The organism is Agrobacterium tumefaciens (genome assembly GCA_025559845.1).
In the GTDB taxonomy this organism is placed as follows: Bacteria; Pseudomonadota; Alphaproteobacteria; order Rhizobiales; family Rhizobiaceae; genus Agrobacterium.
The window spans coordinates 759789-783994 of record CP048470.1; the positions used below are offsets into that span (position 1 = coordinate 759789).

At 55.4% G+C, this 24206-nt stretch carries 26 protein-coding genes; 16 read left to right on the forward strand and 10 right to left on the reverse strand.

Annotation, left to right across the window (positions count from 1 at the left end; translation table 11 throughout):
• The first annotated feature begins 94 nt into the window (after positions 1-94).
• From FY156_19910 to FY156_19925, 4 genes are all read left to right on the forward strand, one after another.
• A complete protein-coding gene (locus FY156_19910; GenBank protein ID UXS05160.1) occupies positions 95-700 on the forward strand; it encodes a J domain-containing protein in 606 nt (201 codons plus the stop codon).
• A gap of 209 nt (positions 701-909) precedes the next feature.
• Positions 910-1140, forward strand: a complete 231-nt coding sequence (locus FY156_19915) for a BrnA antitoxin family protein (protein UXS03807.1) — start codon at positions 910-912, stop codon at positions 1138-1140.
• A 255-nt stretch (positions 1141-1395) separates the two neighbouring features.
• Complete coding sequence (locus FY156_19920) at positions 1396-1686, forward strand: diguanylate cyclase (protein ID UXS03808.1); 291 nt, start codon at positions 1396-1398, stop codon at positions 1684-1686.
• A 105-nt stretch (positions 1687-1791) separates the two neighbouring features.
• On the forward strand, positions 1792-2259 hold the full coding sequence (locus FY156_19925; protein UXS03809.1) for a hypothetical protein: 468 nt from the start codon (positions 1792-1794) through the stop codon (positions 2257-2259).
• A 316-nt stretch (positions 2260-2575) separates the two neighbouring features.
• On the opposite strand, the gene dgoD is transcribed toward FY156_19925, so the two are convergent.
• On the reverse strand, positions 2576-3724 hold the full coding sequence (gene dgoD, locus FY156_19930) for a galactonate dehydratase (GenBank protein UXS03810.1): 1149 nt from the start codon (positions 3722-3724) through the stop codon (positions 2576-2578).
• Between the two features lie 44 nt (positions 3725-3768).
• A complete protein-coding gene (locus tag FY156_19935; protein UXS03811.1) occupies positions 3769-4560 on the reverse strand; it encodes a FadR family transcriptional regulator in 792 nt (263 codons plus the stop codon).
• A 152-nt stretch (positions 4561-4712) separates the two neighbouring features.
• On the opposite strand from FY156_19935, the gene FY156_19940 reads away from it, so the two are divergent.
• The 5 genes from FY156_19940 (at position 4713) to FY156_19960 (ending at position 9880) form a co-directional block, all read left to right on the forward strand.
• A complete protein-coding gene (locus FY156_19940) occupies positions 4713-5696 on the forward strand; it encodes an arabinose ABC transporter substrate-binding protein (protein ID UXS03812.1) in 984 nt (327 codons plus the stop codon).
• A 69-nt stretch (positions 5697-5765) separates the two neighbouring features.
• Entirely contained in the window at positions 5766-7292 is a 1527-nt protein-coding gene (locus tag FY156_19945) for an L-arabinose ABC transporter ATP-binding protein AraG (GenBank protein UXS03813.1), read from the forward strand.
• 2 nt (positions 7293-7294) lie between these two features.
• Positions 7295-8242 (forward strand): L-arabinose ABC transporter permease AraH, encoded by a 948-nt coding sequence (locus FY156_19950; protein ID UXS03814.1) that lies wholly within the window; start codon positions 7295-7297, stop codon positions 8240-8242.
• Positions 8239-9108, forward strand: a complete 870-nt coding sequence (locus FY156_19955; protein UXS03815.1) for an aldose 1-epimerase — start codon at positions 8239-8241, stop codon at positions 9106-9108. Before FY156_19950 ends, FY156_19955 begins: the two co-directional genes overlap by 4 nt.
• On the forward strand, positions 9101-9880 hold the full coding sequence (locus FY156_19960; GenBank protein ID UXS03816.1) for an SDR family oxidoreductase: 780 nt from the start codon (positions 9101-9103) through the stop codon (positions 9878-9880). The genes FY156_19955 and FY156_19960 overlap by 8 nt, the downstream gene beginning before the upstream one ends.
• A gap of 82 nt (positions 9881-9962) precedes the next feature.
• On the opposite strand, the gene FY156_19965 is transcribed toward FY156_19960, so the two are convergent.
• Positions 9963-10883 carry a LysR family transcriptional regulator gene (locus FY156_19965; protein UXS03817.1) on the reverse strand — a complete coding sequence of 307 codons (921 nt, stop codon included), beginning with the start codon at positions 10881-10883 and terminating at the stop codon, positions 9963-9965.
• Between the two features lie 85 nt (positions 10884-10968).
• Between FY156_19965 and FY156_19970 the strand changes: the two genes are divergently transcribed.
• Positions 10969-11679 carry an SDR family oxidoreductase gene (locus FY156_19970; GenBank protein UXS05161.1) on the forward strand — a complete coding sequence of 237 codons (711 nt, stop codon included), beginning with the start codon at positions 10969-10971 and terminating at the stop codon, positions 11677-11679.
• A gap of 215 nt (positions 11680-11894) precedes the next feature.
• Positions 11895-12746 carry an NADPH-dependent oxidoreductase gene (locus FY156_19975; GenBank protein UXS03818.1) on the forward strand — a complete coding sequence of 284 codons (852 nt, stop codon included), beginning with the start codon at positions 11895-11897 and terminating at the stop codon, positions 12744-12746.
• A 39-nt stretch (positions 12747-12785) separates the two neighbouring features.
• Here FY156_19975 and FY156_19980 read toward each other — a convergent pair whose 3' ends face one another.
• Entirely contained in the window at positions 12786-12995 is a 210-nt protein-coding gene (locus FY156_19980) for an FCD domain-containing protein (protein ID UXS03819.1), read from the reverse strand.
• A 745-nt stretch (positions 12996-13740) separates the two neighbouring features.
• On the opposite strand from FY156_19980, the gene FY156_19985 reads away from it, so the two are divergent.
• Positions 13741-13971, forward strand: coding sequence for a hypothetical protein (locus FY156_19985; GenBank protein UXS03820.1), 231 nt, complete (start codon positions 13741-13743; stop codon positions 13969-13971).
• 470 nt (positions 13972-14441) lie between these two features.
• Here the strand turns inward: FY156_19985 and FY156_19990 are convergent, their stop codons facing one another.
• On the reverse strand, positions 14442-15608 hold the full coding sequence (locus tag FY156_19990) for an MFS transporter (GenBank protein ID UXS03821.1): 1167 nt from the start codon (positions 15606-15608) through the stop codon (positions 14442-14444).
• A 335-nt stretch (positions 15609-15943) separates the two neighbouring features.
• Between FY156_19990 and serA the strand changes: the two genes are divergently transcribed.
• Positions 15944-17182 (forward strand): phosphoglycerate dehydrogenase, encoded by a 1239-nt coding sequence (gene serA / locus FY156_19995; protein ID UXS03822.1) that lies wholly within the window; start codon positions 15944-15946, stop codon positions 17180-17182.
• A 50-nt stretch (positions 17183-17232) separates the two neighbouring features.
• On the opposite strand, the gene FY156_20000 is transcribed toward serA, so the two are convergent.
• Complete coding sequence (locus FY156_20000; protein UXS05162.1) at positions 17233-17604, reverse strand: BA14K family protein; 372 nt, start codon at positions 17602-17604, stop codon at positions 17233-17235.
• 309 nt (positions 17605-17913) lie between these two features.
• Between FY156_20000 and FY156_20005 the strand changes: the two genes are divergently transcribed.
• Positions 17914-18432, forward strand: a complete 519-nt coding sequence (locus FY156_20005; GenBank protein ID UXS03823.1) for a hypothetical protein — start codon at positions 17914-17916, stop codon at positions 18430-18432.
• 131 nt (positions 18433-18563) lie between these two features.
• Here FY156_20005 and FY156_20010 read toward each other — a convergent pair whose 3' ends face one another.
• From FY156_20010 to FY156_20020, 3 genes are all read right to left on the reverse strand, one after another.
• On the reverse strand, positions 18564-19280 hold the full coding sequence (locus FY156_20010; protein ID UXS03824.1) for a hypothetical protein: 717 nt from the start codon (positions 19278-19280) through the stop codon (positions 18564-18566).
• Positions 19281-19351: 71 nt separating this feature from the next.
• Complete coding sequence (locus FY156_20015; protein UXS03825.1) at positions 19352-20083, reverse strand: hypothetical protein; 732 nt, start codon at positions 20081-20083, stop codon at positions 19352-19354.
• The gene (locus FY156_20020) at positions 20080-20622 is read right to left on the reverse strand and encodes an RNA polymerase sigma factor (GenBank protein UXS03826.1); all 543 of its coding nucleotides are present in this window, start codon (positions 20620-20622) and stop codon (positions 20080-20082) included. Before FY156_20020 ends, FY156_20015 begins: the two co-directional genes overlap by 4 nt.
• 184 nt (positions 20623-20806) lie before the next feature.
• Between FY156_20020 and FY156_20025 the strand changes: the two genes are divergently transcribed.
• Positions 20807-22147, forward strand: a complete 1341-nt coding sequence (locus tag FY156_20025; GenBank protein UXS05163.1) for a S8 family serine peptidase — start codon at positions 20807-20809, stop codon at positions 22145-22147.
• A 78-nt stretch (positions 22148-22225) separates the two neighbouring features.
• Here the strand turns inward: FY156_20025 and FY156_20030 are convergent, their stop codons facing one another.
• Positions 22226-22447, reverse strand: coding sequence for a hypothetical protein (locus FY156_20030; GenBank protein UXS03827.1), 222 nt, complete (start codon positions 22445-22447; stop codon positions 22226-22228).
• A 254-nt stretch (positions 22448-22701) separates the two neighbouring features.
• Here FY156_20030 and FY156_20035 point away from each other — a divergent pair, with 254 nt between their 5' ends.
• Positions 22702-24162, forward strand: coding sequence for a hypothetical protein (locus tag FY156_20035; protein ID UXS05164.1), 1461 nt, complete (start codon positions 22702-22704; stop codon positions 24160-24162).
• Positions 24163-24206 lie beyond the last annotated feature (44 nt).

Consider the following 24206-nt stretch of genomic DNA (forward strand, 5'->3'; position numbering starts at 1 on the left):
CAGAGAGGAGAGAGTGCGCAATCTCAATGCCTAACATCAAATGTGAGGCCATCTCAGCGTTGCTCAAGTGACCCGCAGCGTCCATAAAGTAGCGATGACGCATGATTCCAAAATATTCGTAGGCCTTCGGTCCGCTCGTAAACAACCCGCGTCGGCCAGCGCGGGTTCAGGTCCTCGATGTCAGTGGGACGGGTGCGAAAAAAGTGGCACCCACCGAGCGCCCGTGGGTGCTGGCGCTGAAGGGCTCTACCTTCTATTCTGTCTGGAACATGTGAAGGACTACAACAAGGGATACAGCTACACGTCAGCAGCAACGAATGCCGACGTCGCCCGTTATCAAAAAGAGGCGACGACCGGCTCTCGCCGCACGTTCGGAACCCGCGTTGAGGACGCAAAGGAAATCCCGATACCCTCGACCGAGCGATCCGGCTCGGCAAAAACAATTAATGCTCGCAAGGCAGGCACGCCTGGACAGACGAAGTCCGGTCAGCAGGAACGAAAACTTAAGCCACTCGAAGCCAAGGCTTTTGAAACACTTGGACTTTCACCTCGCGCTTCAGCTGACGAGATCAAGAGCCGTTACAAGGAACGGCTCAAGATGCACCATCCAGACGCCAATGACGGAGATCGAAATTCTGAGGATGAACTTCGTGCAGCGATTGGAGCATACAGAATACTCAAGCTGAATGGCTTTTGCTGAGACGTGTTCGCTCGAATTATTCTTGTGGAATTTAACTTCGCAACATCCGGTCTCTAATGATTTGCGGGCGGCTGACCACTTTATCAGCAGCATTGCGTTCTTTCGGCCGCCCACTACGCATATGGCTACCACCGCTTTTTGGACATACAGCCTGCAAACTTAAACTGACTAGGTGCGCTGCCAAGCGCTAAACACAAAAGGATATGACCATGGCAACAACCCGACGACCGTCCAATCCGAAAGACGCAGCGGAGATGCTGTTCAAGCCGATGAAGAAGGTCGCAGCGCCGGCCGTTGAACGGCCTGCAATCCCTAACACCAAGGAGCTTGTATCGTTGAAGATCGACAGCGATGTCCTCGCGCATTTTCAGGCGGACGGTCCGGGTTGGCAAGAGCGCATCAACGATACCTTGCGAGCTGCAATGAATGTGTCCAATTGATCTCTGGAACGTATGAAACTCTTGACCTCAAATGGGAGATTGCGAAGGCGATTGTAAACGTGGCGGACGATATCGACGCTTCCAAAAAAACGCTCTGATTTTATAATTTGTCTGAAACAATGTTCAACCACCTCGATACCCGAGTTGGGGTCATCCTTTTCGAGCGTGCTCGATCTCTTCGCCACGAAGCTGCCTTGGCGGGCGTCTCCACCGTTGCGGTCACGATCACTTGTACTGAAGGGATAAAGTGACCGCGTGCGCGGTCTCAATCGCACAGAGCACGGCTCAACTGACACTTTGCGACTTCGCAGTTCGCTATGGCGAAGAAGAGTTTCTTGTTGTGATGTCGGCACGGCAAATGATCGGATTGACCATCTTCGACGTGTTTTCGAGGCTAAAACCTTCACATCTGAAAAGCTTCACGTGACGTTTTCGGCTGGGATTGCGGAGTACCGTCATGGGAGCCGGAAAGAACTTCTGATACGGGCCGACAACGCACTCTATGATGCAAAAAACTCGGGACGAAACTCTACGAAGCTTGCATGATTTTACCGACGGTCGTGATCTGCGGTCGATCAAACTTGGCCCAGGTGGTGCTCAACGACCTCGATATCTTGTCGTCATAAGTTCGTTGATGGTAGAACCGAGGCTATGCAGCAGTCTTCATTATTAGCAGCCGCCAGCCGGTCCGGAATTCACACGTTTTACTACAAACTGTGTGCGGGTTATCCACTGCGGCCGGAGGAACCCTCCATTGCATTGCCCTCAAAAAATCTTCTCGCGGCAACGGCTGATATCATCCCTCTAGAAAAACTCCGTGGACCGGGATCCGTGTACCGTCATCTGTCCCTGCCAGAAGGTCTATCGCTGAATTTCATAATTCAGGGCCGCAGCATTGTTGAAACTCACTTCAGCATCGAGACAAATGGCACGCGACATGAGAGCTCGTTCGCAATTCTCAGCAAGGAGTTGACGGAATTTGCCGGCACGGCAAAACACGTCCCACCTTATCCGAGGCCAGCCTTCTATTCGCTCAACGAACTGCTTGGAATACTCCAGTCGTTCGATGAGCTGGCAAGGCTTCTTTACGGATCTTCACGGAGTTCGCCTGGCTGTTGAAGCCACGGACTTACTGATCTATCGTTTGATTGACATGTCTTAACCGCTGCCTCAAGCGCGTTATTGCGCCTACCATTCCACAGAGTTTTGTCCGCGAGTTAAGGAAGTGCATCGTTGCGCGAGTGGGAGACCTTCGCCTCCAATGAGGCTGAAACGGTCGATCGGCTGATTTCCGAATATGCGGTACCGAAGAGTAAGCCACAGGGTGAACGCTTGTTCACCCTGTGGCTTAGATTGTGGTCGAGCCGGCCAGGCAGCGTGACGGCGAGCTTGCACTAGAACGCTCGCTGCAAAGCTGGCTATGACGTAATGGACGTTACCACTCAGCAACGCTTCCGTCTTCGTGACGCCAGACTGGATTTCGCCAGCGATGTCCTTCCTTGGCACGCTCGATCACGTAGGCTTCATCAACCTCGACGCCGAGACCCGGCCCCTGGGGGATGGACACGAAGCCATCCGCATAGTGAAAGACTTCCTTGTTGGAGATGTAGTCCAGAATATCGTTCGACTTGTTGTAGTGAATTCCGAGGCTTTGCTCCTGGATGAAGGCGTTGTAACTGACAGCATCCACCTGCAGGCATGCCGCCAAAGCGATTGGGCCGAGTGGGCAATGAGGAGCAAGTGCGACATCATAGGCCTCTGCCATGGTTGCAATCTTGCGGCACTCCGTAATACCACCTGCATGAGACAGATCCGGCTGGAGAATGTCAACGTAGCCGTCTGACAGAACCTGCTTGAAGTCCCAGCGAGAATAAAGTCGCTCGCCGAGTGCAATCGGTGTCGAGCAATGGTTTGCGATCTCCTTCAGAGCTTCGCGATTTTCCGACAGCACCGGCTCTTCGATGAAGAGAAGGTTGTAGGGCTGCAACTCCTTGGCTAGAACCTTTGCCATCGGGCGGTGGACGCGACCGTGGAAATCGACGCCTATGCCGACGTGCGGGCCGATTGCCTCGCGGATGGTCGCGATGGTTTCAACGGCTTTTTCAACCTTCTCCCAGGTATCAACGATCTGCATTTCCTCGCAACCGTTGAGCTTGATTGCCTTGAAGCCACGAGCCACAACGTCACGGGCATTTTTTGCCACATCTGAGGGACGATCGCCGCCGATCCAGGAATAGACCTTGATCTTGTCGCGTACTTGCCCCCCTAAGAGGGAGTGGACTGGCTGGCCAAGCGCCTTGCCTTTGATATCCCAAAGCGCCTGGTCGATGCCGGCAAGAGCGGACATGTGGATCGCGCCGCCGCGATAAAATCCCGCACGATACATGACCTGCCAATGGTCTTCGATCATCATGGGATCTTTGCCGATGATGTAATCTGCAAGCTCATGCACAGCCGCTTCCACGGTCAACGCGCGGCCTTCCACGACCGGCTCTCCCCAGCCAACGATACCTTCGTCGGTTTCGATCTTCAGGAACATCCAGCGCGGCGGGACGATGTAGGTGGTCAGCTTGGTTATCTTCATTGCTTCACTCTGTCTCAGATGATGGCGACTGGAGCCGCCGGATTTTAGAGGGCGCTTGCGGGATATTTCTGCATGGCGATGGCAAGATCGCGGGCGGCAATATCCAGCATGCGCTGCGAACAGTGTCTCGCCGCTTTCGCGTCACGCATGCGCAGGGCCTCTATCAAGGCATGATGCACATCAAGTGCTTCGCCGCGTGTATCGACAGCCTCGTTGGAGGCATGCAAAGAAAACTCCAGTGCCGCGCTGATGATGCTTGAGAGCTGCATGAACACCTGGTTACGACTGGCTTTCAAGACACCGGTATGAAACGCGACATCGGCCTTGGTGAATTTCTCGACATCACCTTCAGCGTCACACATTGCCTGCCATGCAGCCTCGATTGCCGCGATTTCCTGAACGCCTGCGCGCTGCGCCGCCAACTCCGCTGCAAACGGCTCGATTGCACGCCGTGCATCCAGAACACATTGAAGAAGATCCATTTCAACGATCCGCGGGCCGATCCATTCAAGCATCTGCTGATCGAGAATGTTCCACTCTTCCTTATCGCACACCGACGTGCCGACACGAGAGCGGCCACGGACAAGCCCCTTGGATTCAAGGATTTTCAGTGACTCACGGATCACCGTACGGCTCACGCCGTAGCGAATGCAAAGCTCGCTTTCGGTCGGCAGCAATGACCCCGGGGGAAAGACATCTGCAAAAATGTCGCTAGCTATGGAACGCGTCACATTTTTTTGGACACGCGGGCGTTTTTGAACGGCATCTGCGGAAACACCTTCTCGCTCAATCACTTCAATACTCCATCCCGAACGCGTCGCCCTGCGGTCGATCATTAGACCAATTTGCACTCAAACGCGACAATACCTGCCCAAGCGTCAAAGTCATACACTGATATTTTATTCATCATACAAATGCAATTGACGAATATGATGAAAGACACTAAACCTCGTTGCACTGCATCAGCAGAAGATCAGGGAGAGAGACAATGGGCATTTTCAAGACAGCCATCCTGGCTGGCACTGTCGCCGTTATCGCGGCCACCTCCGTATTCGCGGCCGACGTCAAGATCGGCTTCGTCGTCAAGCAGGCGGAAGAACCGTGGTTCCAGGACGAATGGAAGTTCGCGGAAGTCGCTGCCAAGGAAAAAGGCTTCACCCTCGTCAAGATTGGCGCTGAGGATGGCGAGAAGGTTCAGTCGGCGATCGACAACCTTGGCGCCCAGGGAGCGCAGGGCTTCATCATCTGCACACCCGATGTGAAACTTGGCCCCGGCATTGTTGCAAAAGCTGCGGCTAATGACCTCAAGCTCATGACTGTTGACGATCGCCTTGTGAATGCTGATGGCAGCCCTATCGAAGACGTGCCACACATGGGCATCTCCGCGACCAAGATCGGTGAGGCCGTTGGCGAGGCTATTGTTGCCGAAGTCAAGAACCGTAGCTGGAATATCGCTGACGTCGGCGTCATTCGGGTCTCCTACGAACAGTTGCCAACAGCGGTTGATCGCGTCGGTGGCGCTGTTTCCGTTCTGAAGGCCGCCGGTTTCGCTGACGCCAATATCTTCGATGCACCGCAGGCTAAGACCGACACCGAAGCAGCACTAAACGCTGCGACGATCGTTCTCAACAAGAATGCAGGCATCAAGCACTGGGTCGCTGTCGGCCTCAATGACGAGGCCGTTCTTGGTGCGGTTCGCGCGACCGAAAGTGTTGGTATTGCTGCCGATGGTGTTATCGGGATCGGGATTGGCGGCGCGGAGTCGGCCATCAACGAATTCAAGAAGCCCGCTGCAACCGGCTTCTTCGGCACGGTTATCATCTCTCCTAAGCGTCATGGCTATGAGACCGCACTCAACATGTACGAGTGGATTGCCAACGGAACCGAACCGGAAAAGCTGATCCTCACAGCAGGTCAGCTCGCCAAGCGCGATGACTATCAGTCCGTGCGCAAAGACCTCGGCATCGAATAATCTTTCCTTCCGAAGTTATGAAGCTGGCGACCTTTTTCGTGCCGCCAGCCTTCCTGCCGGAGTGCATTCATGCAAGACTTTCTCGAATTCAAAGCGATATCAAAGGGCTACCCCGGCGTTCAGGCGTTGTCAGGCATTTCGTTCGGTGTCCGTAAAGGTGCCGTGCATGGCCTTATGGGCGAAAATGGCGCGGGCAAATCAACGTTGATCCGCCTGCTGTCCGGCGACCAGTCAGCCGACACAGGTCAAATCGTCATCGACGGCGAGGTTCAGCACTACCACTCCGTACGGGACGCGTTCGACGCCGGGGTTATCGTTATCCACCAGGAACTGCAGCTTGTCCCCGAGTTGACAGTCGCGGAAAATCTCTGGCTCGGCCGATTTCCCGGCAAGGCAGGCGTGATCGATCGGCGTAAACTTCTCGATGTCGTTCGCCAGAAACTCGACGAAATCGGCATCGATGTCGATCCTGCCGCCAAAGTCGCGACGCTTTCGATCGGCGCCCGGCAGATGGTTGAAATCGCCAAGGCAATCATGGCGGATGCAAGCGTCATTGCGCTGGACGAGCCGACATCATCGCTTTCATCGCGCGAAAGCGAAATTCTCTTCACATTGATCGACCGCCTGCGTGCACAGGGCACTGTCATTCTCTATGTTTCGCATCGACTGGACGAAATCTTCCGCTTGTGTGACAGCATGACCGTTCTGCGCGACGGCAAGCTTGCAGCCCACCATCCTGACATGAACCATGTGACGCGCGACCAAATCATCGCGGAAATGGTCGGACGCGAGATTTCCAATATCTGGGGCTGGCGCGGCCGTGACTTCGGACCGGTCCGCCTTGAAATTGAGGACATCGCAGGCCCCAAACTTTCACATCCCGCCGCCTTTTCTGTGCGCCAAGGAGAAATCCTCGGCTTCTTCGGACTGATCGGCGCCGGACGCAGTGAGCTCATGCGCCTTGTTTACGGCGCGGATGACCGTGCAAAAGGAACAGTGCGCGTAGATGACGCTCTGGTGGCGGAAAATAGCCCGCCACATTCGATCCGTTCCGGCCTCGTCCTGTGCCCTGAAGACCGAAAATTCGACGGAATTGTCCAAGGACGTTCTATCGAAGAAAATATGGCGATTTCCTCCCGCCGGCATTTTTCCCCCTTCGGCCTCATCCAGCCGAAGAAGGAGGCTGATCTCGCCGAAACATTCATTGCCAAACTCCGGGTCCGCACGCCTTCGCGAAAACAGGACATCATCAATCTCTCGGGTGGAAACCAGCAGAAGGTCATCCTCGGCCGCTGGCTGTCCGAGCAAGGTGTCAAAGTGCTCATCATTGATGAACCCACCCGAGGCATAGACGTCGGAGCGAAATCCGAGATTTATGAAATCCTCTACGACCTCGCTTCACAGGGAATGGCCATCGTCGTCATCTCCAGCGAGTTGCCGGAGGTCATGGGCATTACCGATCGCATTATGGTGATGTGCCATGGGCGTATCGCAGCCGATTTCAAACGGGAAGAATTTGATGAGCGGCGCATTCTTGCTGCCGCCCTGCCCGATATCACCTCCGCCAGCGAACTTCCAAGCGAACAGGTCCAGTAACAATGACGTCTTTGAAAAAACTTCTCCTGGGTGAACAGGGCCTCGTCGTTCTTTTTGCCGTTGCTTTCCTCATTGTTTCGCTGACGGTTCCGAACTTTCTGACCGAACGCAACATGCTGGGCCTGCTGCAGTCGGTTGTGACGATCGGTATCGTTGCATGCACGATGATGTTTTGCCTTGCCTCGAGAGACTTCGACCTCTCGGTCGGATCAACCGTTGCCTTTTCCGGCATGGTTGCCGTCATGGCATCGAACGCCACCGGCTCGATCGCACTTGGGATTCTGGCGGCGATCGCATGCGGCAGTGCGGTGGGGCTTATCAATGGGCTCGTGATTGCCCGTTTCCGTATCAATGCCCTGATCACAACGCTCGCGACTATGCAGATCGTGCGGGGTCTGGCACTAATCTCGTCGGACGGACGCGCCGTAGGCATAAACGACCCCGGATTTTATCAGCTGGCCCTGTCGAAATTTCTCGGCGTCCCAACACCGATATGGGTCATGCTCGCTACCTTTATCATCTTCGGTTTTCTCCTTAACCGCACCGTGTTCGGCAAGAATACTCTTGCTATCGGCGGCAATCCGGAGGCCTCGCGTCTGGCTGGCGTGAACGTCGTCAATATGCGGGTCTGGATCTTCATGCTGCAGGGTCTGGTTTGCGCGGTCGCCGGTATCTTGCTTGCATCGCGCATCACATCGGGTCAGCCTAATGCAGCAACGGGTCTCGAACTGTCGGTGATTTCTGCTTGCGTACTTGGCGGGGTCTCGCTTGCAGGCGGCCGGGCGGCGATGAGTGGCGTTATCGTCGGCGTCCTTATCATGGGTATCGCTGAAAACGTCATGAACCTCCTCAACATCCAGGCCTTCTATCAGTACGTTGTGCGTGGCCTGATCCTTCTCCTCGCTGTTTTGCTCGACAATCTGAGGTCTTCGGCAGCGGGACGTCGATGAGCGCCACCGAAATTTATAAACTCGAGAGCGGCGATCTCGCCGTTCTCGTATCACGGCGGGGAGGATCCCTGCAGACCGTAACTTTTGCTGGAATTCCTGTGATGATTGGGGCCGGCGGCCCAAGCAACGACATGGCAAGTTTTCCGCTTATCCCATTCGGTAACCGGGTTGAGTTCAATCAATTCCGGTTCGGCAAAAAAACGTACACGTTCCAGCCAAACACATCCGACCCATTTTATGTTCACGGGGATGGCTGGCTTGAAAACTGGTCTGTGGATGGGGTCGATGACGCAGGCATCGAGCTAGAGTTCGAGCATCTTCCCGATGAGCAAAGTGCTTATCACTATCGAGCCAGACAGCGGATCACGGTAAGCGACGGCACCCTCACGCTCTACCTCTCCGTTTCCAACAAAGCCGCTGAAACCATGCCATTCGGCTTGGGTCAGCATCCGTTCTTTGTCCGCACGCCTTCGGTGCGTGTTAAGGCATCCGCTGGCGAGTACTGGTCCGAGCGTGCGGGGCATTTACCCGGTTCCAAGGAGGAATTTCCGTCCGATCTCGACATTCGCACCGGTACCGGACTGCCAAAGCGTTTTATCAACAATGCATTTGGAAACTGGGAAGGAACGGCATCAATCGAATGGCCGGAACTTCGGCTTGAGGCATTGATCGAAACCACACCAGCGCACGCCGTCTTGATGCTTTACGCGCCGTCAGATAGGCAGGATTTCTTCTGTCTTGAGCCTATGACCCACCTTCCCAATGCCCATCATATGGAAAGCTTGGGTGGGCTAACGCTTTTGAAGCAGTCAGAAACACTCCATTCCCATACGACAATTCAGTTTCGGAGACATGATCATGGTTGAACGATTGATAGGCAAGCGCATCATGATCACTGGCGCTGCGCAAGGGATCGGCCTTGCCATTGCCGAAGCGTGCGCTCGCGAGGGCGCCTCCCTGCTATTGGTTGACCGTGACAATAATCTGCTCGAAGACATGGCTTCTCGCCTGCGCGACCAGGGCGCTCCACTGCTACATCGCACCGCTGATATTACCGACCGCACCTCGATTGAAGCCGCGGTCAATGACGCTGGTGATGAAATTGGAGAAATCAACGCTCTCATCAATAACGCCGGCGTCAATGTTTTTTCCGAACCGCTCTCCTCAACGGATGAGGATTGGGATCGCTGCTTCGACATTAATTTGAAAGGTGCCTGGAACTGCTGCCGCGCTGTTCTGCCGGCCATGGTTGCGCGTAAAAAGGGTGTGATACTGAACATCGCATCGACCCACGCCTTCACCATCATCGCTCACACATTTCCCTATCCACTTGCCAAACACGCGCTGCTTGGGATGACAAAGTCATTGGGCCTTGAATATGCACACGAGGGAATACGCGTGAACGCGCTCGCGCCGGGTTACGTTTCCACCCAGAAGGTGATCGACTACTGGAACGGCTTTCCCGACCCCGAAGCTGCTAAAGCCGAGACAATGAAGTTACATCCCGGCGGTCGTATCGCGACCCCACAGGAAATTGCCATGGCCGCAGTTTTCATGGTTTCCGACGAGTGCCCATTCATGAACGCGACGTGTCTAACGATCGACGGGGGATTAAGCGTACAGCAGCATCCGGCTTGAACCGTATCTTACATCCACTTTACGCTTTGGCTGTATCTCGGCGACGACAAGACTTTGGTCCAACGAAGAGTACATTCTCGGCTCAAAGCAGCGCGCCATCGACAAGCAAAGGTTTGGTCGCATCTACAATCGCATCGATAGCCACCCGCAAGCGCGGCAACATCGCAGGTGATGCCGGCCAGAGCGCCTGGATTGGCAAATGCCCCGCAATCCGGTCATCTAGCACCGACACCAATCGCCCGCTGGCGATATCATCTCGTACAAGCCACCGCGGCACGAGGCCAAGACCTTCTCCCTCTTTGATGGCTGAAAGCGTCAGCAAGCTACCCTCAAGGACAAGCCGGGTTTTGGGGTGCCAGGCGAGCAAATTCCCATCAGCGTTACGGAATTGCCAAGGGCCAGCTTTACCGTTCACCGGTGAGGCGATCAGTGCGTGTTCGGCCAGATCTTCAATTCTGTATGGGATCATCCGGTCTGCAAAATAGTCAGCAGACGCGCATAGTACGACCTTTTGGCTCCCGAGGGCACGCGACATCAAGCCGTTCGTGTCTGCCACCTCGCCAATTCTAACGGCAAGATCGGTTTTACCATCCAAAAGGTCACTGGGTATCGTTGATGTTGAAATTCTAAGATCAAGGTTCGCCCATCTTCTACAGAGGCTATAAAGCGCTGGTGCTACGATCCTGGCGCCAAAGAGCGGCGGCAGGCTGATGTGCAATGCACCAGAAGGCTCTTGGGAAAGGCTTGAAATTGCGAACTCGGCGCGTTCAATCTCTCGTCGCGCGTTGAGACAGGCATCACGATAGACGACGCCCTCGGCAGTCAGGCTCAATCTGCGCGTCGAACGTTGAAACAGCCTTATGCCCAGCCGTCCTTCCAGCCGCGCCACTGCTTTTGCCACTGCAGAAGCGGAAAGCCCTAGACGCGTCGAACCGGCTGCGAAACTACCTGTTTCGCAGACAGACAGAAAGACACCCATATCGTCGCCGTGTTGATGCTGCATATCTCTCATTAGCGAATTTTATTCGGCAATCGAACGAAAATTATCCGTTATTGAGGATAGTAGTTCCCAGCTTATGATCGCAATCATGAGCAAAAACAGAACCTACGCAATCATTGGGGGAACGTCCGGAATTGGATTCGCCCTCGCCCGGAAACTGATAGAACGTGGAGATCGTGTCCTAATTGGAGGTCGCTCCCAACATCGCTTGGCCGATGCACTGTTGGCGCTAGGAGATGGGGCATCAGGCCAAACGGTGGAGATTACCGAGAAAGAAAGCCTCAACCGATTTTTTGCCGGAGCGTCCCTGCTTGCTGGCCTTTTCACCCCCGCCGCCACTTATAAGACGGGCTCTTTTTCCGAGGGCAACCTCGAAACCAGTGAGCAACTTTTCAAGGCGAAGTTCTGGGGCCAATATTGGGCAGTCCATGCCGCGTTGCCGCGCCTCGCCGAGAATGCATCTGTCCTTCTCATGTCTGGTGCCGCCTCGGCACGGCCTATAGGCGCTCCGGCTTATGCCGCTTGCAACTCCGCGCTGGAGGGGCTTGCTCGTGGACTGGCAGTTGAACTCAATCCAATCCGGGTCAATTGCCTCTCTCCTGGAACAACAGACAGCGAGCTATGGCGAAACCGTCCGGACCATGTACGGGAGCCGGCATACGCGATCTGGAGCACGCTCAATCTCGTGCAACGTCCCGCCACCGTAGAGGAGCAGGCACATGCCGCGCTCTTCCTGCTGGACAACACCAACATGACCGGCAGCACGCTATTCAGCGACGGCGGTTATTCCCTTCGATAAGGCGCGCACCAATTCCTGAAAAGCCTTTGACGCGTGATGGATGAATGACATCCATTGTGGTGGTAGGCTGTAGAAATCCCAGGAATGTTGTTTCACGCTGAAATCACGATTGGGCAGGATATTCCTCGGCCTCGACACCGGTGGCGATTATTAAAAACTGATGATACCCAACCTTCGTCGGGGCCTATCCAATTCTACCAATCACAGGTTTTCAAATGAGCGTTTTCGACCCAGCAAGAACAATCGATTTACAACAACAACAAAAACAACGGGTCACGAACCGTTATGGGACGGAGGCTGATTTCTCTCCCCCCTTCTGGAACGACACGATTGACGTGCTGCTGAACCACCGCACGACGCGCGCATATCTTCCTAGACCTTTACCACAGGGGAGCCTTGAACTTCTCGTCGCGGCTGCCCAGTCTGCTCCCACGTCATCCAATCTTCAGGCCTGGAGCGTCGTTGCAGTCGAAGACAACGATCGCAAAGCGCGGCTGGCAGATTTCACGGGTGGGAATGCCCACATCAAGCAAGCGCCTCTGTTTCTCGTCTGGTTGGTTGATCTGAAGCGGCTGCGCAATGTCGCAACCAGCCAGGGCAACGACGGTGAGGGACTGGATTATCTGGAGAGCTTCCTGATCGGTGTCATCGACGCCGCCCTTGCAGCGCAAAATGCGGTATCGGTAATTGACTCCCTCGGCCTGGGCTCCTGTTATGTGGGCGGTATTCGCAACAAACCCGAAGATGTCTCACGCGAGCTAACCCTTCCCGCCGACGTGGTGGCCGTATTTGGTCTTTCGGTCGGCTATCCCGATCCGGCAGTAAAGACCGACGTCAAACCGCGCCTCCCGCAATCTTCGGTACTGTTTCGTGAAACATATTCAGGCACGGAACAGCATGACCTGGATAGCTACGACGAAGTCATGAAGGTTTTTCAGGAGAGGCAGGGACTTCCCGAATATGGCTGGACAGCCCCTATTGCGAAACGCATCGAAAACGCTGAAGCTTTGAAAGGCAGAGCAGACCTCAAACAAACATTGCACCGTCTCGGCTTCAGCATCAAATAGACCGAGCAATGCAGCCTCGAAACGCTGACGGTGTTTCTGTTAGCAATCAATTTGGGCATCAGGGGCTCGCGTGGGCTCGGGCGATCGTAGACGCATCAGCATCCTGTGTTTCTGCGAGGCCCGAACATGAGCGCGAGCCGCATCCTCGGCCGCGTCTCGGTCCCTTCGCAACAAAGCTTCAACGATCGCGTGATGCTCCTCCACCGCAAGCCGGGCGCGCTCTTCCTGATCCAGCAAGCTCGGCAACACCGAGCGGTGTCCCGATCTAAATAAACATTGAAAACGTCTTGCTCTCCCCGCTCACAGCGTGCATTTCGCTCGCAGGCAGACCACAACGGGTCACGACACGTTCTAGAGCGGTGACGGTCAATGAGTTGCAGGAGCGAATATTTGCTAAGCCATATGCGAAATTTGGTTCCTGCCTCACTTCTGTCAGCGATGGTTGGAAGTGTAGCCGGGTCGCTTATAGTGCTAGCGTACCTTTTTGCTACGCATCCTGACCCAGAATACTCGCTAGACGCGTATGATGTGTTGCTTTACGCTTTCCTGGTTTTGATGAGCCTTTTTGGTACTATTCCAGGCTGTTTGTTGATTGGTATTCCGTCAGTCATCGTCACGAATTACCTGGTACCAGGCGCTCCTTTCAGAGCATCGACGCTGCTTGTTTGCGGCGCAGTTTTCACATGGGTCTTTGTTCTTGGTTGGCCGGCGACGATGTTGTTCGAGATATCCTACGCAGACATCTTGCTCTTGAGCCCTTATGCTTTTTGTTCTGCAGTCGCGCTTGCTTATCTGGTAAACAGAAAGATGGAAGCCTGAACGTGATCGTCCAGATGTGAGACTGCGAGCTTCCATGCATCGCTTTGGACGCAGTCAGAGACTGTCATTTCTGAGGGGTGCACCGGCACGGTTGCCTCACGGTTTGTTTCGAGGCAACATATTTCGGCAGTACCCGCTGCATATTTTTCATTTGCGTGAACTCATGGAGGAACAAATGGAAGGTGCACCCGTACGTTTTCGAGCTGTCGAAGACTGTGAAGCTTCTGGCTTTTCGATCCCTGCCGGCCCCTATTTCGGCAAAGAAAAAATCCACGAAACAGTAGATCACCCTGATGGCAGGGCATTCCACTATAGCCTTGACTTGGCCGATACTGGTGAAACGCTCGACGTGACACCGCTTGTAGCGATCGGCAAGATAACCGTCGTGAGACAAAGCGCCCTGTAGCTCGAACAATCTCTTGATCGTAAGCTGTTAAATGTTTGCGTTGCCAATCGTGAAACCCTCCTCTGGGAGGGTTTCTTATTTGTCGGGAGAGGTGACTGACCGGTGTTAACAGCAAGCCGTGCTTAAATGAGAAGCGGTTCTTTCGGGGATGGCCTCTTCACCCAAAGCTCCGGCGCCCGCTCGATGGCCATCAAATCTCGCGGAAAAACACGCGACTGTAACGAGATTGCCTCGTCCAAACTGCTGCGCAACCACCTTTCATGTTACTTCTGATGAAGAAGGACTGGAGGCTGCGGATGAAGCTCTCATTCAGGAAGGCGAAAAGCGAGATCCAGCAAGAAGGCAACGACGATAATCCGTGATCGATGCAGAGTGAAAGGCGGTCAGGGCAGTTTGGCAACGTCTTCTTGAATTTGCGTCTCATAAGCTATTCTTCCTCAGGCTCCGTGGTGGCTGCTTGTGGCATCCGGTTATGACCGGACTGCGCGTCCACGAAACAAATAAGCGATGAGAGACACGACCAGCGCGCAGGCGGTGACACCAAACATGATGCTGAATGCAGGTTCCTGATCGAAGACCCGCGCAATCACGCCGAAGAGCGGCGAAAACAGAGCAACGCCGACAAAGCCGAGACCATTCAGCAATCCGAGAATAACCCCTCGCCTTCTTGCTTCAATGTGAGACTGCGCTTCTGCCATAGCGATGGTGTGGCAATTGCCGATTGCATAAAGCATCGAGAGCGCCGCGGCCGCCGAGATCGGGCTTTGCGCCGGACCGATTGCAAGAGCAGCCGTGAGTGTGATCGCGCAGGTATAGAAGACCGCTACAATAGATCCGGGCTTCCAGCGTCGCATTGCGAAAGGCAGCAAAAAACCCGTGACTGTTCCTGCTACGCTGATCAAGGCGAAGATATTTGCAGCGCCCTGAGAGGAAAGCTCCACGACGTCGAGCAGGTAGGGTGACGCCCACGCGCTCCTGAAGACGGTCCCGAGTGACGCGCTGAGGAAAATCGGCGCCAGAAGAGCAAGGAACATCGGGTTTGTTTTGATGGAATCCGAGGCATCGCGCCCGATGTCCTGGCTTCTTGTCAATGCGGGAACCCACATCCAGACCAACCCGGCTGCAACTGCCAGGAAACATGCCGACACCGCGACAGCATTGCGCCACCCAAAGGAGGAAACAACCATCTCGAGGGGTGTTGTCGAGACGAGTGCGCCAATTGACCCTAGTGCGGCGATGCCCGTCGCAGTTCGTGCGGCTTTTTGCCAGGTCTGCGTTTGACCGAAATAAAAATAGACCGACATCAGGGCCGGCGCACATCCGATACCCAAAAGCCCATGGCCCAACACTGCCGGGAAAAATGAGGTTGCGCCGGCCATCAGTGCCGCGCCAACTGAACCCAAGAGAACAAGCACCGCTGCAGGCAGCCGACAGCCGAAACGATCGAAAAGCAACCCGACAGGGACCTGCGAGATCGCGAAGCTTGCAAAAAATGCCGAGGAAAGCAGCCCGAACTGAACCGGGGTGAGCGCGAGGTCACGCGAGAGTTCAGGGCCCACGACCGCGAAGAACGTTCTGAAATACATGCTCAGGAAAAAAGCAAAGGCGAACGCCACGTAGGTTTTCCGGTGAGGCATGTAAATTCCAAATAAGGTGAGGATGCCTCTTTCTCAACGGGAAGGGCAGGTATCCAATCTTGATAGGACGCTCATATCTCCTTGGTCCATATGTCTCAAGTAGACTCTTCGAGCTCGCAACCACCGGGGTCCTGTATCCTGGTGATAGCCGTTTTGCGCGCCACCCCTTTTGTGTTCAGCAGCTTCATCCCCCACTTTCGGGCTACCTATCGCCTGTTTAATTGCTCCTCATTCTGTTTGAGCCTATTGGTGGCCTCAATGTCTTGTTTTAATCCTCCGTATCGACTTACAAACACCACTAACGTCTCTTAAGTCCGGAAATCGAAAGAACACCGATGACAACCCAACTCTCCCTCCCGCGTGACCGAATTTCCGTGCTTCTGCTCGAAGGCATTAGCCAGACTGCCGTGGATTACTTTTCAGCGTCCGGCTACACCAATCTCATACATCTGCCGAAGGCCCTTGATGACAACGAGTTAAAGCGCCACATCGCCGACGCTCACATCATCGGCATTCGTTCGCGCACTCAACTGACAGAAGAAATCTTCGACGCAGCCAAAAAGCTCATCGCCGTTGGTTGTTTCTCTGTCGGAACGAACCAGGTTGACCTCGACGCCGCCCGGAGACGCGGTATCCCCGTATTCAACGCGCCCTATTCCAACACGCGCTCGGTCGCAGAACTTGTGATCGGCGAAATCATCATGCTGACACGGCAGATATTCCCGCGTTCGGCGTCCGCCCACCAGGGTGGTTGGGAAAAGTCGGCTGTCGGCAGCCGCGAAGTACGCGGCAAGACGCTCGGGATTGTCGGCTATGGCAATATCGGCTCGCAGTTGAGCGCGCTGGCCGAAAGCATGGGTATGGTCGTACGCTACTTCGATCTTTCCGACAGACTGCGCCGTGGCAATTCTGAATCGATGGATTCGCTCGGTGAGCTTCTCGAAATTTCTGATTATGTGTCGATGCACGTCCCTGAAACGCCATCGACCAACAACATGATCACCGAAACCGAACTGCGCCGCATGAAGAAAGGTGCCATCTTCATCAACAACTCACGCGGCACTGTAGTTGATCTCGACGCGCTCGCGAAAGTCCTCCAGGATGGTCATCTCGCCGGTGCTGCCGTTGACGTGTTCCCGAAAGAGCCCGCATCGAACAAGGATCGTTTCGAAACACCCTTGCAGGGTTTGAACAACGTTATCCTGACACCGCATATCGGTGGCTCAACAGAAGAGGCGCAGGAGCGCATTGGCGGAGAAGTTTCCAGAAAACTCATTGAGTATTCCGACATTGGCTCGACAATGGGCGCCGTCAACTTTCCGCAGGTTCAGTTGCCCGAGCGACCGAATGGTACGCGCTTCATGCATGTGCATCAGAACCGTCCTGGCATTCTCATCCAACTGAATGAGATCTTTTACTCGCGTGGATTGAATATCGTCGGCGAATTCCTGCAGACCCATGGCGACACGGGTTACGTCGTCATTGAAGCTGAAGGCACATCCGACCACGCGAACGACGTTCTCCAGGCATTACGGGAAATTCCCGGAACCATCCGCGCGCGATTGCTCTATTGATCACCGGCGGCCTGCTTGTGGCAGGCCGCACCAAACCGGTCTCCGGCAAATCAGTTGTATGGAGACCTGCAGTAGGCACGCACACCCACCCGCGGGACATAGGTGTTGTCATAGGCACGATATGTCCGGTAGCGATTTGCGCACCACTGGGCATGGCCTCCTCTATAAGAATGCCTCGGAGCTGCTAATGCCCCGCCAATGATAGCTCCCACAGCAAGCCCGCCTATGATTGCACCAGCGTTCGAACGGCGATGATGACGGTGATAGTGCCTATGATGATACCTGTCAGCGCGGTGGTGACGCCATTCCCGATAGTGACGACGATGATGACGATACTGCACTTCCTCCACATTTGAGACTTTAGGCGCGGAAAATGCGGGCATTGGCGTGGCTGACGCGGCGGTTAACGATGAAAATGTCATGACTACCGACAATGAAATCGCGCTGAAAATCTTGCTAATCTTTTGCATACGTTGCTCCTAGCTTGATCGAGAAAGAGCGAGGGATGCGTCCCACACTGACCTCGACATCTCCTTCAACGCTTTTGGCGCGTTTTAGTTGAGTTGATAGTGCGTCAGGAGCCTAGGCAGCGTTACACGCACGATTCAGGCGCGCGAATGCTTTGTGAACGTGTCGGGCATTAGATTCCTAGTGCCGGATGGCGATCTCAACAGTAACGGAAAGATCGCCATTTAACGTTACGCACATCTACCCAATAGTCGTAGAAGGCCTTGGCTCTCGGCAGACTGGAGGTAATCAATCGGCAAGTCAGTTTCCGAGGTAGGCGCAGTTGCTATACCGAGACCATGTTTCAATCGTCGTCGGAAGAGTTCGAGCTGGAGTTCGACGACGAATTCGAGCTGGAATTGCTTGAGGAGTTCGAACTGCTGTTCGAGCTGGAATTGCTCGACGAGTTCGACGAACTGTTCGAATTCGAATTTGAGTTTGAGTTTGAGTTTGAGTTGCTGTTGGAATTCGAGTTTCCGTTCGAGCTGAAGTTGCTGGAAGAGTTCGAGGACCTATTCGCGCTGGAATTAGACCAGCTCCTGCGATTATCGTCACGGCCACGACGCGCCTCGCGAGAGATTGCGTTATTGTTGAACGTGCGCTGCAGGAAGCGGGTGACTGGATCGTCGGCGACGGCTGGGGTTGAAGTTGCAACATTGGTGGCAAGCAATGAGCCCAGAATGGCAAACATCTTCTTCATTTTGTTTCTCCTGATTGTCAGGCAGCCTTCATTGACTGCCTGAGAGAAACGGATCGCCTTCGGACATATTCCACAAAATAATAATTATTTTCAACATCTTAACGATACGTAACGGCGCGCGTCGAGAACCGACAAAGGCCGGATATCGGCGAAAGGGGCTTGGATCGGCGAATTTCAACGCTGAGCCCGGGCGAATTTCCGATACCAGCCATCGGATGCCTGCGTCTTGCGCAGGATCGATTTCCGGGTCACCGCCTCACCTTCGCTTTCCGACCGGATATCGGCGGCAAGGTCGGTCGTTTCCCGGCGGAAGGGAATGATCTGCACGATAGGCGTGCCGCGCTCCAGAACATGCAATCCATCTTCACCGATGGCGAAAAACGGAAAATGGATTTCCGACTGGTAGCTGTCGGTATCCACCACGCCCGAAACAATTTCGAACACGCCGTTCGGGCGGTTCAGCGGAGGTAGGAACAGGCAGCTCCAGCCCGGCGGCGTGACGATGGTCCAGTAATTGTGAAACTTGCAGGGCGGCATCGGTTCGCGCGGATTTCCGGCCACCTGGTGGTTAGCGTGGTTGCTGACCATGGTGCGGTCAAAATCCCAGCCGCAATCCACCGTCTGTCCACCATCGGAGATCTGCATGCGCACCGTCGCGGCAAGGCCAATGATCCACCCCGTTGCCATTGCATCGAGAAACGGCATGCAACGCTTAACGGTGAGGCCGTTATCGGTCGTCGAAAGACGCGCCTCGGTGACGGGCGGCAGTTTGCGAAACCACTCCGGCAGCGCGGTTTTTGCCCTCACGGGCACGGGGATGATGCCCTCGTCCTCGTTCCTGCAGAGGAAAGTCACTCTCGGTTCGGGCTTTTTCAGCAGTGGCAGTGTCATGATCGTTCTCCTCGCAGCATGTGCGTGGAGAACGGCGCAGGTTAGAACTTATTCCGAACGCATCTGAAGAATCATTCGGCCATTCCGGCGAGCGCGTTTCTTTCAGCCTCTGCGGCAAGCGGTTCACCGGCTTCGATCGAAGCGAGATAGGCGTCGATCGTTTCCTGAGAGGATGCTGGCACGTAACCTTCTGAACGCGGCGACGACAACGCCAGACGCGTGACCCACGCGCCATTTGTGCGGCATGCAACGGTTGCAGTCGTCTCGTTGCGCCGTTTCAATTCGAACTCCCGGCAGAGTTCTCCCCGACCGTCAACAAAACTTGAAACGATATGCAGCGCCTCGGATTGGCCGAGCGTGACATCGCTGCCGGAAGGTTGCTGGTCAAGCGCGGCAAACAAGGCGTTTTCGGAGGCCCCCTCCAGGTCGACATTGCCTCGGCCCGCCATATATCCGCCGACACCGGTGATGACGGCAAGGATGGAAGCCGCGATCGGCATCATCCAAGGCTGCCTACTGCGGATATGCATCCGTTTTTCGGGGCGTTGGAAGGCAAGCACCTTGTGCTCGGCCGCCTCTGTCATGCGCCGAACGGATGTCGCAAGTGCTTCCGGCACCGGCTCATCGATCAACGGCTTCATGGCGGCCCCAACAGCCATGCGAGTGTCGAGAAAGACGGCCAGCCGTTCGGCCAGCGTATCGTCTGTCTCGAGCGCCGTCTCCAGCCGCTGGCTGGTCACCGCGTCCAGTTCGCCATCAGCAAATGCCATCAATGTTTCGTCGTCAAAGTGTTCCATAGTCATGCAACGCCGCCTTTCGTATCGGACGAACGTTTCTCCCCAAGGCTTATTCCCGTCAGTTCGGCCAGATTTTTGCGCGCCCGCGCCAGACGGCTCATCACCGTGCCGATGGGAATGGCGAGCACGTCGGCCGCATCGCGATAGCTCAGCTCCTCCACGCAGACCAGAACGAGCACTTCGCGTTGTTCTTCCGGCAGTTTCTGCAAAGCAGTCGCCACTTCCATCAGTTCCATACGGGCATGGGTTGCAGCCTCTCCCGAAGGCACTGACACGTCATAGGCTTTTTCGATTTCATCCTGCGGACCGGCAGTGCGGACGCGGCGCAGATGATCAATCCAGAGATTGCGCAGGATACGGAACATCCAGGCGTCAAAGCGCGTATCCGGCGCGAAACTGTCGGCGGCGACGATTGCACGCTCACAGGCGGCTTGCACGAGATCATCGGCCAGTTCTCGCGAGTGGCAAAGCGAAATCGCAAATCGGCGCAGATTGGGTAAAAACTCCACCAACCGCTGTGGCACTGTGCGCGTGTCATTCGTCATGCGATTTGTTTGGCACGGCACGGAATATTTTGTCGAGATAAACGTCTATCCAAGATAGCATTCCCGTGCTTGTTGGGAATATTTCAGCTGTTTTTCTACTGGAGATAGCGCTTTGTCGACGATTGCACCACCCCGCTTCAGATTTATCCTGGTGATACTCGTTGCCATCGGTGGCATGACCGCAATGCCACTGCTTCAATCCGTCGGCATCGCACCTGGCGTTGCTGCGGCATTTGCGGATGATGACGACGATAACAACGACGACGATGATAGTGGCGACAACGCCGGATCCTCTGGCGGCTCTTCCGGCGGCGAAAACCGTGGTGATGATGGCAGGCGTCTAAGAGGCGACCTACGATCGTTGTTTAGGTGGCCATTTCAACGAGCGGAACGCCCTGCGTCACCAAGACGTGCTGTCGCCATTCCTGATCGCGCTCGCGACGAAATCGTCGCCTTGGGCCTCGACGAGGCCACGATCGCAAGCCTGACGCAAGACGGTTTCGTGATTGATGAGCGAACAACAATCGCGCTTACCGGTAGCGAATTGGTCAAGCTGACGATACCGCGTGGTATGACCCTGGATGTCGCGCGTCAGGCCGTAGTTGCCGCCGCACCCTCAGCTAATGTGGATTTCAACCATTTCTATCAGCCCGAGGAGAAAGACACAGCGTCCTGCCCCGGCGGCGACTGCAAGCTTATTCGCCATATCGTCGACTGGCCGCACGAAGCTGGTAACGGGCGAGCGACAGGTTGCGGCGCTCCCTTGCCGATCGGCCTGGTCGATACTGCCATCAACGCCGATCATGCCTCGCTTGCCGAGGCGACTATCGAAGTGCTGCAATTGGGGGACGGCACCAACCCCAGCTCTGCGGCGCAACACGGCACTGCCGTTGCCGCTCTCCTCGTCGGCTCTGCCGGCAGCCGCGCTCCCGGCCTGATTCCCGGCGGCAGACTGGTCGCGATCGATGCCTTCCAGCGCTATCGCAGGGCTACCGACATAGCCGACATCTACGATCTCATACGGGCACTTGATATGTTGGCCGCCCGCAATATCAGGATCGTCAACCTCAGTCTCAGCGGGCCGCAGAACATGCTGTTGGAACAGGCTGTGAGCGCCATCATCGGCAAGGGCACAATTCTGATTGCAGCCGCAGGCAATGAAGGGCCGAACGCCAAACCGGTCTATCCCGCCGCCTATGCGGATGTAATCGCCGTTACCGCCGTCGACCGGAACATGAAACCTTATCGCCGTGCGGTTCGTGGCGATCATATCGACATCGCCGCTCCAGGCGTTGGGGTATGGACGGCTGCCTCCATTTCGGGCGGCAGGCAAAAGAGCGGCACCTCGTTTGCCGCACCTTTCGTAACAGCGGCTGCTGCCCTGCTGCTCGGCGCCAACCCGGAAATGGAACCCGATGAGGTGGCGGACGCCCTAACGCGTTCGGCAAACGACATGGGCGAGCCGGGCAAGGATGCGATATTCGGCTGGGGCCTGCTGAACGCAAAGGTGCTGTGCCAGAGTTGATCTCCGCAAGCCCGTGTTCGAAAAGAATGCCCGGCGCGTAGGCCGGGCACGATATTTTCTATTCTCGATGGCTCAGTCTCAATCGTCGTCGTCATCGTCATCGTCGTAGTCGTCATCGTCATCACTGCGATAACGACGGCTGTAACGGCGATCGTCGTCATCGTCATCCGCCAGGATGACCTGCGAGAGCGTGGATGCCTGCGGTTGTGCACGTGGCATGGCCTGTACCTGATGTGCTGAGGCGATCAGCGTGACCACGGCAATTAGGGCCATGCCGCTTGTGACGAAACTTCGGTTCATGTCTGTTCTCCTTCCGTGTCCGAGGGCGATACGTGTCGATGAACGTGGAAGTCGCTGACCTATTCCGGCGGCGATGCGTTTTCTGCGTCATTGATCTTATTTTGCGAAAACACACCGAGACCGGGAATATCCATCGTCATCAAACGTTCATAATCGGACATGGGAAGATCGGAGCCGACCGGCCGCCTCTCCCGAACCGAAACTGCCCTCTGATGACGGCGTTATGTAAAGGAGGCCAAGTGGTGGCGCACCTTATGTCCTTGCCCACGGCAAATCAGCAGAAAGACAAAACGACGACTGCTGAGCAAGAGCCAGTTGTATCGGTCAGACACCTTAAACAGTTGGTCGCAGCGTTGTTGATCGGTTTTGCCTCCGTGCTGATCTTTTTGGCAATTGACGGCCTGACCATGTCGATGCGGACAACGCTCTTCATCTTCTTCTCTGCGATTATCGGTTGGACGGTGCTCGAACTGCCTGAAACTTCGGTTGCGCTAGCGGGCGCAGTCGCGCTTGCCGTAGTTGGCGCTATACCGGAAAATCTGGTTTACCGTTCGTTGGGCAATGACATCATCTGGCTGTTGTTGTCGGCCTTCGTGATCGCCGCAGTTCTAAGGCATGTCGGCCTGATCGAACAGGTGACTGACCGACTGATGCCGAAGATGCGCAGCATTCGCTCAATGTTCTGGACGTTAACGCTGCTTACGTTCGCAACCGCCTTCGTCATCCCCTCCACATCAGCGCGGGCCGCGATCTTGATGCCGGTCTATCTCGGCCTCTCATCGGCAATCGGCAATACGAGGGTTTCGCGCGCGCTCGGCCTGCTTTTTCCAACCGTCATACTTCTCTCCGCCGGCGCTTCGCTGATTGGCGCCGGAGCGCATCTTGTTGCCTCCGGCTTTTTGTTACGCTTCAACGGCACGCAACCGGATTTCATCGGCTGGCTGGTGCTGGCCGGTCCTTTTTCGCTGATAACCTGCCTTATCGCCTGCGCCATATTGCTTCATGTGTTCATGAGCAAGGAGGAACGCGACATGGCTCCTGACGCCAGCCTTTCACCAGGCCGCCCTACCGCCCTGTCGCGTCGGCAGGTCGCGGTAGCCGCCACGGTCGGCGGCACGGTACTGATGTTCTCCACTCAGTCCTTTCACGGTATTGACATATCCTTGGTCGCAGTCGTGGCAGCCCTTGTCCTTTGTACGCCAAATATCTCCGGCATGACGCTGAAGGCCGCGCTAAAAAATGTTGAGTGGAATCTGCTTCTGTTCATGGCGGGCACGCTGGTCATCGGCGAAGCACTAATTGAAACGGGCACGGCCCAGATGCTAACCGATCGGCTGGTGAGCGTTTTTCGCCAGAGCATGATTACGGCGCCCGTCATCATCATCTCGTTTGCAGTGATCATCGCGACCTTTTCTCATCTGGTAATCACCTCGCGGACGGCGCGGGCGACGGTGCTCATCCCAGCCTTCGCGTTGCCGCTCTCGGCTTTTGGCGTGGATCCGGCTGTTCTTGTGATGCTTGTGACGCTGGCAAGCGGCTTTTGCCAGATGACCATGGTATCGGCTAAACCGGTCGTGCTGTTCGGTGGGCAGGAACCTGCTGCCTTTACCCAAGCCGATCTGCGCAAGCTCGGTTATTTGCTCGTCCCGCCTTTCATGTTTCTGCTTATTCTCGTGGCAACCGTGCTGTGGCCGTTGCAGGGATTTTCCAGATAACACTGAGCAAAAACAATAATCTAGAAGCCTCAAGAGCCGCTCAA